At 49.5% G+C, this 12,365-nt stretch carries 16 protein-coding genes; 15 read left to right on the forward strand and 1 reads right to left on the reverse strand.

The genetic code is table 11. The features are described from left to right. Positions 1–26: 26 nt before the first annotated feature. The 11 genes from ACN28R_RS23770 (at position 27) to ACN28R_RS23820 (ending at position 7,004) form a co-directional block, all read left to right on the forward strand. On the forward strand, positions 27–347 hold the full coding sequence (locus ACN28R_RS23770) for a head-tail connector protein (RefSeq protein ID WP_095835681.1): 321 nt from the start codon (positions 27–29) through the stop codon (positions 345–347). Beyond that, complete coding sequence (locus ACN28R_RS23775) at positions 344–685, forward strand: phage head closure protein (RefSeq protein ID WP_095835682.1); 342 nt, start codon at positions 344–346, stop codon at positions 683–685. The genes ACN28R_RS23770 and ACN28R_RS23775 overlap by 4 nt, the downstream gene beginning before the upstream one ends. After that, positions 678–1,127, forward strand: a complete 450-nt coding sequence (locus tag ACN28R_RS23780; protein ID WP_095835683.1) for an HK97-gp10 family putative phage morphogenesis protein — start codon at positions 678–680, stop codon at positions 1,125–1,127. The genes ACN28R_RS23775 and ACN28R_RS23780 overlap by 8 nt, the downstream gene beginning before the upstream one ends. Continuing rightward, a complete protein-coding gene (gp17, locus tag ACN28R_RS23785) occupies positions 1,124–1,471 on the forward strand; it encodes a tail completion protein gp17 (RefSeq protein ID WP_095835684.1) in 348 nt (115 codons plus the stop codon). The genes ACN28R_RS23780 and gp17 overlap by 4 nt, the downstream gene beginning before the upstream one ends. A 60-nt stretch (positions 1,472–1,531) precedes the next feature. Beyond that, positions 1,532–1,972, forward strand: coding sequence for a phage tail tube protein (locus tag ACN28R_RS23790; protein WP_095833815.1), 441 nt, complete (start codon positions 1,532–1,534; stop codon positions 1,970–1,972). Positions 1,973–2,033: 61 nt separating this feature from the next. Beyond that, positions 2,034–2,408, forward strand: a complete 375-nt coding sequence (locus tag ACN28R_RS23795) for a phage tail assembly chaperone (protein ID WP_375153866.1) — start codon at positions 2,034–2,036, stop codon at positions 2,406–2,408. 23 nt (positions 2,409–2,431) lie between these two features. Further along, positions 2,432–2,701, forward strand: coding sequence for a phage tail assembly protein T (locus ACN28R_RS23800; protein ID WP_095833817.1), 270 nt, complete (start codon positions 2,432–2,434; stop codon positions 2,699–2,701). An 81-nt stretch (positions 2,702–2,782) separates the two neighbouring features. After that, the gene (locus tag ACN28R_RS23805) at positions 2,783–3,187 is read left to right on the forward strand and encodes a J517_1871 family lipoprotein (protein ID WP_145957994.1); all 405 of its coding nucleotides are present in this window, start codon (positions 2,783–2,785) and stop codon (positions 3,185–3,187) included. Between the two features lie 61 nt (positions 3,188–3,248). After that, positions 3,249–6,557, forward strand: a complete 3,309-nt coding sequence (locus ACN28R_RS23810) for a tape measure protein (protein WP_095835685.1) — start codon at positions 3,249–3,251, stop codon at positions 6,555–6,557. A gap of 34 nt (positions 6,558–6,591) precedes the next feature. Continuing rightward, a complete protein-coding gene (locus ACN28R_RS23815) occupies positions 6,592–6,798 on the forward strand; it encodes a hypothetical protein (protein ID WP_095833210.1) in 207 nt (68 codons plus the stop codon). Positions 6,799–6,800: 2 nt separating this feature from the next. Next, the gene (locus tag ACN28R_RS23820; RefSeq protein ID WP_095833211.1) at positions 6,801–7,004 is read left to right on the forward strand and encodes a hypothetical protein; all 204 of its coding nucleotides are present in this window, start codon (positions 6,801–6,803) and stop codon (positions 7,002–7,004) included. Positions 7,005–7,020: 16 nt separating this feature from the next. Here ACN28R_RS23820 and ACN28R_RS23825 read toward each other — a convergent pair whose 3' ends face one another. Then, entirely contained in the window at positions 7,021–7,242 is a 222-nt protein-coding gene (locus tag ACN28R_RS23825; RefSeq protein ID WP_145957947.1) for a hypothetical protein, read from the reverse strand. A gap of 177 nt (positions 7,243–7,419) precedes the next feature. On the opposite strand from ACN28R_RS23825, the gene ACN28R_RS23830 reads away from it, so the two are divergent. From ACN28R_RS23830 to ACN28R_RS23845, 4 genes are read left to right on the forward strand one after another with little or no spacing between them, the layout of a single operon-like run. Beyond that, positions 7,420–8,016, forward strand: a complete 597-nt coding sequence (locus ACN28R_RS23830) for a hypothetical protein (protein WP_095833213.1) — start codon at positions 7,420–7,422, stop codon at positions 8,014–8,016. Continuing rightward, on the forward strand, positions 8,016–8,600 hold the full coding sequence (locus tag ACN28R_RS23835; RefSeq protein WP_095833214.1) for a hypothetical protein: 585 nt from the start codon (positions 8,016–8,018) through the stop codon (positions 8,598–8,600). Before ACN28R_RS23830 ends, ACN28R_RS23835 begins: the two co-directional genes overlap by 1 nt. A gap of 7 nt (positions 8,601–8,607) precedes the next feature. Continuing rightward, positions 8,608–9,006 (forward strand): DUF6950 family protein, encoded by a 399-nt coding sequence (locus ACN28R_RS23840; protein WP_095833215.1) that lies wholly within the window; start codon positions 8,608–8,610, stop codon positions 9,004–9,006. Further along, complete coding sequence (locus ACN28R_RS23845) at positions 9,006–12,332, forward strand: phage tail tip protein J-related protein (RefSeq protein ID WP_095835686.1); 3,327 nt, start codon at positions 9,006–9,008, stop codon at positions 12,330–12,332. The genes ACN28R_RS23840 and ACN28R_RS23845 overlap by 1 nt, the downstream gene beginning before the upstream one ends. Positions 12,333–12,365 lie beyond the last annotated feature (33 nt).

Below are 12,365 nucleotides of genomic sequence, written 5' to 3' on the forward strand. Positions count from 1 at the left end.
TCGTCGGGTTTTCTTTGGAGATTAATATGATCCCCTCACTCGAAGAACTGCGGGCGCAGTGCCGGATTGATGTTGATGAAGGGGCGGATGATGTTTTACTTACTATTTACGCCGAGGCGGCTAGGGACAAGGCGGAAAAGTACCTTAATCTTCCGTTATTCGACGAATCTGTGCCAGAAGATGCCGACAAAGGCATGGTGATTAATGCAAGCGTAAAGTTGGCGATCATGCTGGCGGTTGGTCACTGGTACGAAAACCGGGAACAGGCGAGAGAGGGGCAACTGAGCGAAATACCAATGGGATTTTATAGTCTGTTGGATGATTACAGGTGGGGGCCAGGCACATGAAAGCCGGAAGACTACGCCACCGCGTCACCATTCAGAACTTCACAACAACCCGAGATGCTGGCGGTCAGCCGATCGAGACGTGGAGTGATGGTGCGACAGTTTGGGCCGAGGTCGCTCCTATCAGTGGCCGTGAACTGGTTGCCTCTGGCGCAGTATCTGCCGAGGCAACAATTCGCGTATGGATGCGATTTCGTCGTGATGTGTCCGCTGTATCCCGTCTGCTGTGTCTCAATGGACCATTCAAAGACTTAACACTGGATATTATCGGCCCGCCGATCCCGGACGGCAAAAGCACCCGGCTGGAAATATTGTGTAAACAGGGGGTGAAACGTGATTGATTTTGGCCTCGATTTTTCCGGACTGAACGATATCGCTAAGGATTTGGAAACCCTCAGCAGAGCGGAAAACAACAAGGTTTTGCGTGATGCGACTCGCGCTGGAGCTGATGTTCTGAAAGAAGAGGTTATTGCCCGAGCTCCTGTTCGCACCGGGAAAATGAGTAAAAACGTTGTGGTGCTGACCCAGAAGTCACGGCGCCGCGGCGAAATCTCATCCGGCGTGCATATTCGCGGCGTTAACCCGAATACCGGGAACAGTGACAACAAAATGAAAGCCAGCAATCCGCGTAATTCGTTTTACTGGAGATTCGTTGAAATGGGTACGGCCAAGGCCCCTGCACATCCATTTGTTCGCCCGGCGTTCGACACAAGGCAAGAAGAGGCCGCGAATGCCGCCATTGCGCAAGCTAATCGCGCTATCGACGAGGTATTGAGTAAATGACCGAAACCGACATTTACCCGTTAATCTCCGCGCTGGCGGGCGGCAATGTTTATCCGTATGTCGTCCCGCTGAACAGCGAGGGTGAGCCAGCCATTTCACCGCCGTGGGTAGTCTTCTCGTTCGTGTCTCAACCGTCAGCCGATGTGCTGTGCGGTCCGGCAGAAACGACATCATCCGTTCAGTTTGATATTTACGCGAAAACCATCGCGCAGGCGCGGGAAATTCGCGGCGAGGTCATCGCGGCATTGTCGCCTCTCAGTCCTGGTAACCAGATGTTAACGCATGGGAATGATCCTGATACTGGATTGTACCGCGCTACAGCAGAGCTACAGTTCGTCGACTAACTCATACACCATCACCATCCCAACCCGCCATTGAGCGGGTTTTTTATTTGGAGAAAACCCATGACGAGTAAATATGAAAAAACGCAGGGTACGCAGATCAGTGTGTCTGCCAGCGCCGCCACCGAAGCTAACCCCGCTGGCGCCACATGGCAGGGCATTAACTGTTCCACTAAGGAAATCAGTTATACCGGCGGACAGAAGTCGGATATTGATGTGACCACGTTGTGCTCTGAAGAACAGGAAATGACGAATGGTCTTGCCGCGCCGGCAGAGGTCACGATTTCCGGCAACTGGAGCAAAGACGAAGAAGGTCAGGAGACGTTGCGTACGGCTTATGACACAGATGCGTTGCACGCCGTCAAAGTGGTTTTCCCTTCTGGAAATGGTTATGCGTTTCTGGCCGAAGTCCGCCAAAACAGCTGGAGCGTATCAACTGCTGGTGTTGTTACCGCATCGTTCACGCTGCGACTGAAGGGTAAACCTGTACCAATTTCTGCGTAATGGCGGCTTCGGCCGCCTTTCTTTTTTTCTGATAACTGGAATAAATGAAATGGTAAAGAGGGTGTCACAGACATTACGCGATCTGGCATTGGCGCCAGGGGCTGGATTTCGCACAAAAACGATTCCCGTCCCTGAGTGGAATGGTGTAAAGGTCACGTTGCGCGAGCCATCGGCGAATGCATGGTCAAGAGCGAGAAAACTTCTTGCTGATGCAGGGGATGCGGATACAGAAATCGATGAAGACAGAGTCCAACGGGGTTTAAAAGCGGATGTGGTTCTCTTTATCGATATCCTGCTTGATGAATCTGGCTCTCTGGTTTTCAGTGAAAATGATGTTGACGAATTAGCATTGAAGTTCGGTCCGGTTCATACGCGATTGCTCCGGCAGGCATTGGCATTATCAAACCTGAACGAAGAGGACGCTAAAAAAAAGTAGCCGCCCCGAGCGTGTTATTCTTAATGTCGTTGGCGCTTCGCATGGGCCGCACACTAAATGAGTTATCCCAATCCATGCCCGCCTCTGAGTTACTCATGTGGATGGAGTATGACCGGATAAATCCTATCAGCGATAGGCGTGGCGACATACAGGCCGCACAGATAACTTCAGCTATCTACAACTCTCACGGTTGCAAGGTTTCATTAGAGGAGGCGATCCTTCAGTGGAATGAGCCAGAGGAGAGAGATTCGCCTGATGGTCTGGAAAGCTTTCTGGGGGCGCTGGCTACATAACGTTATATGGCGGCCCCGATAGTGATTTCCGTGTTAACTGGTGGTAACTTGTAACCACTTGTTAATGAACGGGGCGGGGATATGAACAAAGTTATTTTAGGATTATCTTTTTTATTGGCCGGATGTGCGACAGACGATCTTTTGAAAAATGATTTTCCATCAGTTGTAGAAAAAAACGCACCATCAAATTTAGTAGGTGTTTGGACTGGCAGTACAGGACCATATTTAACAACTTTAATAATAAAAGAGAATGGTAGTGGATTGTCATGCTATTCATGGAATAATAATAACGCTATAGGGAAGATTAAATATGATGGTCAAGAAATAAGGTTACAAGACGGTTCTAGGCTTCAAATAAAGAACATTGATGAGTTAAATTTAATTGCACACGCTCCATATTATATGGGGGCTGATTATACCTTTTATAAGGATAATGAGTTAAAAAACGCATCACCTTATTGTGAAAAAGAGATTAGCATTCACTGAATAAAAATATTTCATGAGAACCCGCCATTGAGCGGGTTTTTTATCGCCCGGAGAAAATTAAATGGCAACCCTGCGTGAATTAATTATCAAGATTTCGGCTAATTCCACTTCATATCAGTCAGAGATTGCTCGCGCATCGCGTATGGGTGCAAATTATTATAAAACGATGGAGTCCAGCGCGGATCGGCACAGTACAGCAATAAAACGCAACCAGCTTGCATTGAAGGAATTAACCTCCCAGTTTCAAAGTACCCAAGCAATGGCAACTCGTGCATTAGGTGCTATTGGTGGCGCGTTTGCCGTTGGGGGTATGATCAGTACCGCCGATGAATGGGGGCAAATTTCATCACGCATCAAAATGGCCACTGAGTCTGGGGCGGAATATGGTGTTGTTCAGCAACGTCTGATGGAGATTAGTGACAGAACATATAAAAGCATTAATGAACAGGCGGAATTGTTTATTCGCAGTTCTAATGCAATGAAAGAACTGGGTTACTCAACATCTGGCACCATTGACTTCATTGACTCCATATCCAGCGCATTAACTATTAATGCTGCCAGCGCCCAAAAGGGCGAAAGTGCAATTAATGCATTGTCCAAGTCTATGGTTGCGGGAAAGGTCTCGGGCGATAACTGGAATACGGTAATGGAGGTGATGCCGACCGTCATTGGTGATATTGCCCGTTACTTAAACATTACGGAAACAGAGGTTAAGAAACTGGCCGCAGCGGGTAAATTGTCTATGGGGCAATTTGCTGATGCCGTCATTGCCGCCCGCACCGAGAATGCCAAACTGGCTGAAGATATGCCAACAACGGTAGGTGATGCCATCACAAAGCTATCAAACCACTGGAAGGCGTATATCGGTGATGCGAACAGCGCGACGGGTACAACACAGGCCATGGCTGATGCCATTGGGCTGGCTGCTGATAATATCGATCTGCTGGCAACGGCAGGCGCGGCACTGGCTGGCGGGGTAGCGGCCAAATACCTGCTGACAATGGCAAATAACGGCAAAAATGCGGCAAAAGAAATTCTGTCCGCCAGAGCCAGCCAAATTGCCTTGGCGGATGCGCAACTTCAGGCTACGCAAACCCTCCAATATAAAGCTACTATCGAGCGCCGAGCAGCCCAAGCGGCGGCAGAGTCAGCCGTTGGGGCGAGTAACCAGCGTTTAGCTACTCTTGCTCTGGTTCAGGCCCGAAATAAAGAAACGGTCGCTATCAATGCAACCGCAGTCGCGCAAACGCGGTTGAATGCCGCAACAAATGTTTGGAGAGGGCTTGGCTCGGGGTTACTGGGAATTTTGGGCGGGCCGGTGGGATTGGCCGTCACTGCGGCATCTGTTGCGGCCGGCTTTTTACTGATGCATGACAGTGGTGAGCAGGTCAAGGAAAGCCTGATTAACATGCAACAGCCGGTTGCCAGCCTGGTTGAGCAATATCGGGCGTTGGGGGATGTGCAGAAAACGTCTGCATTGCACGAGTTGAACAAAAAGCTCTCGGAATCTGATGAGGCGTTGCGTAAATCAACAGACACGCTCCGCGATTACGCCGAGGCACTGGTAACTACGTGGGTAGGTGGGTCCGAATACAGTTCTCCAGTACCGGTTATCAGTAGTGATGATCAGCAATCCCTGGATACATTTATCAGATCACTGGGAGAAATAGAGGGCAGTGCGGGGGGGATAAAAAATCTTGAAGGGTATCTGCAGGCCAACGTTAACGCGTTTGCAGATAGCGCCCGTCTGACTGACGATCAGCGTGATCGCCTGCAAAATTTGACGCTAGCCTATGTGCAAGGACGGATAAAGGTAGAGGAATATACCGAAAAGTTGCGCGAGGTAACCAGCGTCACTCAGGATGCAGCGGCAGCGAATCGTCAGTTATCTGCATCACTAAGTATTGATTTTTCGAAACAACTCACTAGCGCTAACCTGGCACTGGACGTTTCGGCGCTGGCGGCAAAAGGTGCGACTAAAGAGGCCGACTTGCTGCGTGGAGCCTATGCGGCCGCTGGCGAACAGGCATCCGCTTTGGCACCAGAAATTCAAAAGATTGTTGCCGCGGGTGGAAATATTGATGTGTCTCCCGGTCTTGAGGGTGTGCGTGATTGGGTACAGATACAGGTCAAAATTCAGGAAAATAACGAACGCGCCAAAGAATTCGCCTCTTCAATAAAGACTGGCGCCAGTGAGACAAAAAAACTTGGCGAGGCATACGATAAATTAATCCAGCAGCAACGGCAGCAGATCGCTTTGCACGGGCAGGATAGTGAATTAGCCAAAACTCGCTATCAACTAGCAAACAGTGAGCTAATGGTATTGAGCGAGTCACAGAAAGCGGTGATTGAGCGCAATGCCACCGAGTTAGACAGACTTAATACGCTCGATAAATATAAGTCTCTGATGGAGCAATTACGGACACCGGAAGAACAGGTTCTGTCTGTGACTAAAGAACGTTTGGAGCTTCTAAAAGCCGCCACGCCAGCGGCTGAGGAATACCGGGAAGCATTGGACAAGATATCAAAATCCACGGTAAGCGAAGCGCCGAAATTTGGCGGTCTTGATGCATCTATTGGCGGCGCCTCTGGTGAGCTAATCAGGGTGGCGGAAGCCGAAAAGGAATTGCAAAAATGGCATGACACGCAACTCGATATTCAAAACGAGTTACTGGAACAAAAGCTAATTAACGAGCAAACCTATGCGGACCGAGTCGCCGAAATTGAACAGAAAACCGCTGATAAAAGGCAATCCATTCAGTCAGCCTATACCTCTGCATCTTTAAGCATGATCTCAACCCTAACCAGTGATGCTGCCAGTATGCTATCGGCAATGGGCGAGGAGGGGAGTGCAGCATATAAAGCTATGTTTCTCGCGAGCAAAGCAGCATCTATTGCTCAGGCAATCGTGAATACCGAGGTGGCGGCAACAGAAGCCCTGAAGCTTGGTCCCATTCTTGGTATTCCTGCCAGCACAATGATTCGAGGTATTGGTTACACGTCAGTCGCCCTTATGGCCTCAACAACCATTGCCGGTATGGCACATGACGGTATTGATAATGTTCCCCGCGAAGGCACTTGGTTGCTCGATAGAGGCGAGCGCGTTGTTGATGCACGTACCAACGCGGATTTGAAGGGGTATCTATCCAGCAAACTAACCAGCGCCGGAGACAGCGCAACCACTAACAATGGTGGCAACGTGATTATCCATCAGAATATATCCGTCTCTGGCAGTGGTGATAAGGCGCTAGCGTCGGCGATGGAGCAAGCGGCCAATAAAGGGGCTACCGATGGGGCTTCACTGGCCCGTCAGCAATTATTGCAGGATTTCCAGACTCGCGGACAGGCACGACGATTATTGGGCGTTTAATCCCATTTAATAAAGATTATTGCAGGAGATATTTATGCAAGAGAAATTCGTTATTAAAAATACCGCCGGTTTATATATCGGAAATATGATTATCGGCACTGATGTAACGTTTGTGCTGAAACTCGAATTAGCGAAGACATTTGCTAATGATGTAGCAGCAAATGATTTTATCGAAAAGAGCGGCCTGGCTGATGTTGAAGTTAAAAAGGTCAATGTAATTACTACGATTGAAGAGGTGTGATTATGAATGATACTAACAACGCCATTTTAAAATCCGCCGCCATTGGCGATGGTGTTATCCATGCGAATAAACTGCGTGAAACAGAAGAACAGCGCCGCATTACAGCGATTGAAGAGCGGGTTGTTGCGCTTGAATCTGCGCTTTCGGGAGGAACTATTACTGCAACCCGTATATTGAAAATTGAAGCTAATGGTTGCGCAGGATAACCACGCAACCGGTTTATTAATTGATGTCTTTAAAATTTGTGAGGAAGTTAGCTAGATTAAGCACGTGTTTGTCATCTTTTTGAAGCTTTAATTGTTCAAGTAATGCTTTCTTTTCAACGGGATTAAATCTTGTGAAAAATAAAGCAAGAGTGAACCTCAAAGCCAAGATCTCTTCACCTAAAGATTGAAGAGAGGAACCATCAATAGAATCGGCAAACTGAATATCTTTGTCACTCATTTTTATTTCCTTAATCCGAAGGTAATCAGCCATCTCCTCCGGGGTAAACGCCTGCGCTCATACGCGGGCGGGCTGATGGGTTCCCTTGTGCTGTGCGTAATGTTTTTGCTTTTACGTTAGCCCTACAACCACGGGCTGTATAGCCTGATATTTGATCAGTTTTTCAAGCGAGGAAACATGCCTGACGTTATCGACTGGCCAGATGCTCTTGTTCCTTCATCATTAGGCTGGCGGCTGGAAAGCAACTCAAAATCATTCCGATCGCCATTCAACGGGGCGACGCAAACAGTTCGTTATCCCGGCTCCCGCTGGCGCTGCACTCTGTCATTGAACAATATGCCTGACGATAAATCCCGACGCGTAGAGGCGCTGGTGGCGTCGCTTGATGGTGAATACGGCAGAGTTAAATTGTGGGACTACGGACGGAGAGGCAGAACGCCAGCAGGATCGCCGTTGGTCGCTGAATCCGGGCAAACAGGAACAGAACTGAATACATACGGCTGGACGCCCGGCACAATAGTTCTGAAAACAGGTGATTACATCACTGTTAATGATGAATTGAAAATCATTGTGGCCGATGCCGTCAGTGATGGAAACGGTTTTTCTGTTATCAATATTGCGCCCATGCTGCGATCCTCACCGCCCGCCGACTCCCCAATAGAGATACAGAAACCCTACGGCATTTTCAAACTGATTGATAACGATCAGGGTGTAATGAATCGCGTTCCTGGTGTTTTTACAAGTACCAGCATTGAACTTGAGGAGGCGTACTAATGCTGTATTCACCATTTTCCGAGGAAATGGCCGATCTGCTGTCCAGGGATCGTGTAACGGCAGCGGTCGCCGGGAAGATTCATTTTAAATCTGGTACCACTTATGCCCATACCGGCACCGGACAGTTAACGCTGGGTGGTGAAGTTTATTACGGCGTTGGCATGTTTGGCTCTATTGATGACGTAAAAGAGGAGCATACAACCAGCCCGACACAACTCAAATTAACGTTAACGGGACTGGACACCAGCCTGATTGCAAAAACCATGAATGAGTCATGTGTGGGCCGCAATGCTGAATTGTATATCGTGGCATTGAGTGATGAGGGAGTACCTCTGGGGTACGAATTGATATTCAAGGGGCGGATATCATCAACCGGTATCAATGCCGGAGATAATAATACCGTTCAATACACCGCATCAAATGTCTTCGAAGACTGGCAGCGACCGTTTCCCGGACGATTTACCGATGAATCTCACCAGTCGGCATATCCCGGCGATCGGATATTCCGTTATGTCGCCCAGATGGCCGAACGCTCTATTTACTGGGGCAGTAAAAAAGACGCGCCGGGATTCACCTATCAGTGAGGTAGTTATGCGCCGTTATGATTGGCAAAAACAATTGATTGACGTGATCCTGGCCGCTGAAAAGCGGCCTTTTTCATGGGGTAAAAATGACTGCCTGCTGTTTGCCGCTGATTGCGTAGCCGCCATGTGTGGGCAGGATTTCGCTGCCCAATATCGTGGAACCTATGACAATGAGGTCGGCGCGAAAAAAGTATTACTGAAAACACACGGAACGCTGGAAAAAGCGATTGGCTCCTGCCTTACAGAAGTGCCGGTAAAACAGGCCCAGCGCGGTGATGTGGCAATTATTAATAACAATGGTAGCCGGTGTGCGGGGATCGTCTGGATCGGCGGCGTTTTTGCGATGGGTATTAATGGTGTGGTGCTGATGCGTGAACGTCCATTGAGCGTGTGGAGAGTTGAATAATGCCTGCTGCTATCCCGATTGTTGCAGCGGTTGCTGCTGGCGCGGCGGCTGCGGCTCAAATGTATGTTGTTGCTGCGGTAATCATGATCGCCGGTACGGTCGCATCAATGCTGCTGACAAAAACGCCAGGTGTTGACAACTACCGTAGCCAGTCAGAGCGTAAACAAGTATTGCGAGCCGCTGCCAGTCCTAAAACTGTTGTTTATGGCAAAACCATGTCGGCAGGGACACTGTTCTTTTCTGAAGAGCAATCTGGTGAACAAGACGATGGTGAATTGCTGTACCTTGCTATAACTCTCGCTGGCCATCCGTTATATCGAATCGGCGACATCTATCTTGCAGACGATCTGATTGGAACTTATGGCGGTAATGTCGGGTATGAATTTCATAACGACCGACAGACGGCAGACCCGTACTTGCTGGAAAATGCCCCGTCATGGAAAGACGATATGATCGGCAAAGGAGTCGCCTGGCTGCGCGTCACGCTGAAATTTGACTCTGAAAAATTTCCCAGTGGGATACCGAATATTAAGGTCGAGAAGTGGGGCTGGGAGGTTTATGACCCTCGCACTGGTGACACCGCCTGGAGTGATAACGCGGCGCTGGTCATCCTGCATTACTATCGTTATTACTTGAAAGTACCCGATTCGGAAATTAACTGGGAACAGTTTGAAGTTGCCGCAAACATTTCAGACGAATCAGTCATCCGTGGTGATGGTAATACTGAGCGCCGTTACACCATAAACGGCGAGTTTGATCTGAGCGAGAACAAATCAGCAATTCTTGATGACATGCTGGCATCATGTGCAGGCGAGCCAACGTACATCGGCGGGCGTCATGGCTTGCTTGTCGGCGCATATTACGGCCCGGCCGTTGAGGAAATTCACGAAGGGCAACTGGCGGGCGATATCGAGATCATGCCGGAGGTTTCCCAGTCTGACCGGGTAAACACGATTAACGGCACTTTTATCGATCCTGAACAATCCTATTCAGAGGCAGATTTTCCGGCCGTGTCGGTGCCTGAATGGGTTGCAGAAGACGGCGTTGAAATATCTCAGGATATGAAGCTGCGCTTTGTTATCAGTGAGTTCCAGTCTCAGCGCCTGGCTGATATCAAGCTGAAGCGTGCACGCGTCGCGCGTACAATTAATCTGCCAATAAATTTGAGCGGCTACCGCTACCGCCCAGGTATGTACGTTAAATTGTTTTTGCCATCGCTGGGTATTGATGGTGTTGAAATGCGTGTAGCTGACTGGCAGTTCAGTATTCAAAACGGTGTAAAACTTACGCTGAAACAAGAGGGCGCGGATGTTTGGAATGATGCGATTGGCAAACTGATAGATCGTGCTCCGCTGACCAACCTCCCTAATGGTGCGCCGGGTGCGCCAGAAAACCTATCTTATTCTACACAGATCATTGCAGACGTTGTTCAGGGACTGTTGACATGGACGACGCGGGAAACAGTTGCACACTACAATGTGCTGTTTATCCAGAATGGTGAGACGATCTACACCGCTCAGGTTCCCGGCACGCAATGCCGTGTGACTGGACTACCGGAGGGTGAATACATAGCGGAAGTTCGCGCAGTCGCGATGAATGGTGCCCAATCTGTTCCTACCTCCATCACGTTTAAAATCAATTCGCCGGCCGCGCCAGATCGTGTTGATGTAACGCCGGGGTTATGGTCTGTTGAGTTGCATCCGCGAGTTATTGCAGGACTTCCAGTTGGTACCGTGTTTGAGTTCTGGTTTTCAGTGGATCGTTTGAGCGATATCAGCTTGGTTGAAACCAATGCCAACTATCTGGGGCGGGGGGCGTCATACACCAAAGTTGGGCTGAAAGAGGTCGGGAAGGTTTACTGGTTCTATGTGCGTAGCGTGAATTCATATGGCGCATCTGCATTTGTAGAAGTTGGCGCCAGTGTTGACAGCGATGTGGCACCGATATTTGAAGAAGCTGTCGAGGTGGTTTTTGAAACAGACGCGTGGAAATCTTTAACTGGTCAGGTTGACGAGCAGGGCAATAACATCAGTCAATTGAAGGATGGTGTAGATGCCCTGGCACTTGGAGTTATCGAAAACACACTAAACATTACTGAAACCCGTAATCAGCTGAATGACGCAGTTGAGTCTATCAGCACAAACATTACGAACACTCGCACAGAACTGGAAGCCGCTGATGCATATCTGACTCAGCGCGTTGATGGATACATTGCTGAAAATGATGGACGTGTGGCGCAGGTCATCAATGATGTTACCACTGTAAAAAATGAGCAAGAGGTACAGGCTCAGGGACTGGATGCCGTTGTTGCCAAATCTGATGATAACGCAGCGCTGATCGCCAGCGAAACAACCGCACGTATTGCCGGTGATGAGGCCAACGCACAAGACATCGCTACGACGAGAGCGACATTAGCGGACAATACCGGCCGGATCACGTCTGTTGAACAAGCCCAGGCAACAACCGATAGCGCCGTCGCTGCTGTAAAGCAGGACATCGTTGCACAGGCAGGGCGTATTGACGGTCATGACCAATCCATATCTCATTTAACGACTGAGCAGCAGTCTCTGGCAAACCAGCAAGAGACAACGGCCAGCGCGGTAACGGGCCTCACGTCTGAGTTCAACAGCAATAAAGCTGATGTTAATCAGTCACTGCAAACGCTGGCGACGAATGACGCGGCGCAGGCACAGATGATTAACGGCCTACGCGCTGACACTGATGATAACAGCGCTTCTATAACTGAGTTGTCTGAAACGGTGGCTGGGCATGACAGCAGCCAGGCCAGTGTTAAACAATCATTAGAGGCGCAGGCGCGGGCTCAGATTCAGGATGCGTTAAACGGCACGGAAGAAGCGCAGCAGCGCCGCCAGAATGTTGCCAAAATCACCACTCAGCAGGAGGTGCAAGCCGATGAGCAACAGGCGTTGGCACGGGAACTGACGCAGATTGAGACGGAGTTTAACGGCCAAATTGCATCAACTAACGCAGCATTGCAGCAAGAGTCGCTGACGCGCAGCACAGAAACAGCGGCGCTCAGTCAGCAGACAAATGCGCTTAGTGCTCGCATGAGTAATGCCGAGTCCGATATTGACGGAACCGCTGATGCGCTATCAGCAACACAGGCAACGGTGACGCAGCAGGGGCAGACAATCACGTCTCAGGGCCAGTCTATCAGTCAGATGTCTGCAACTATTAACGGTGTTAGCGGCGTTGCTAATGACGCACAGAGTAAAGCAAACGCTAACGCTACGGCGTTACAGCAGACGACACGCGACGGTCACTCAACACGGAAACACATTAACGGCCCAAGCTACACAGATTAGTCAGATTACGGCCAGTGTTAATGGAGTATCAGC

The sequence above is a fragment of the Brenneria goodwinii genome (assembly GCF_002291445.1).
Classification (GTDB): Bacteria; Pseudomonadota; Gammaproteobacteria; order Enterobacterales; family Enterobacteriaceae; genus Brenneria; species Brenneria goodwinii.

Coding starts and splice junctions, on each gene's coding strand:
- ACN28R_RS23770 (WP_095835681.1), top strand. CDS start 27: ATGATCCCCTCACTCGAAGAACTGCGGGCGCAGTGCCGGATTGATGTT.
- ACN28R_RS23845 (WP_095835686.1), top strand. CDS start 9,006: ATGCCTGCTGCTATCCCGATTGTTGCAGCGGTTGCTGCTGGCGCGGCG.
- ACN28R_RS23825 (WP_145957947.1), bottom strand. CDS start 7,242: ATGAGTGACAAAGATATTCAGTTTGCCGATTCTATTGATGGTTCCTCT.
- ACN28R_RS23805 (WP_145957994.1), top strand. CDS start 2,783: ATGAACAAAGTTATTTTAGGATTATCTTTTTTATTGGCCGGATGTGCG.
- ACN28R_RS23815 (WP_095833210.1), top strand. CDS start 6,592: ATGCAAGAGAAATTCGTTATTAAAAATACCGCCGGTTTATATATCGGA.
- ACN28R_RS23835 (WP_095833214.1), top strand. CDS start 8,016: ATGCTGTATTCACCATTTTCCGAGGAAATGGCCGATCTGCTGTCCAGG.
- ACN28R_RS23775 (WP_095835682.1), top strand. CDS start 344: ATGAAAGCCGGAAGACTACGCCACCGCGTCACCATTCAGAACTTCACA.
- ACN28R_RS23840 (WP_095833215.1), top strand. CDS start 8,608: ATGCGCCGTTATGATTGGCAAAAACAATTGATTGACGTGATCCTGGCC.
- gp17 (WP_095835684.1), top strand. CDS start 1,124: ATGACCGAAACCGACATTTACCCGTTAATCTCCGCGCTGGCGGGCGGC.
- ACN28R_RS23830 (WP_095833213.1), top strand. CDS start 7,420: ATGCCTGACGTTATCGACTGGCCAGATGCTCTTGTTCCTTCATCATTA.
- ACN28R_RS23790 (WP_095833815.1), top strand. CDS start 1,532: ATGACGAGTAAATATGAAAAAACGCAGGGTACGCAGATCAGTGTGTCT.
- ACN28R_RS23810 (WP_095835685.1), top strand. CDS start 3,249: ATGGCAACCCTGCGTGAATTAATTATCAAGATTTCGGCTAATTCCACT.
- ACN28R_RS23820 (WP_095833211.1), top strand. CDS start 6,801: ATGAATGATACTAACAACGCCATTTTAAAATCCGCCGCCATTGGCGAT.
- ACN28R_RS23800 (WP_095833817.1), top strand. CDS start 2,432: ATGTCGTTGGCGCTTCGCATGGGCCGCACACTAAATGAGTTATCCCAA.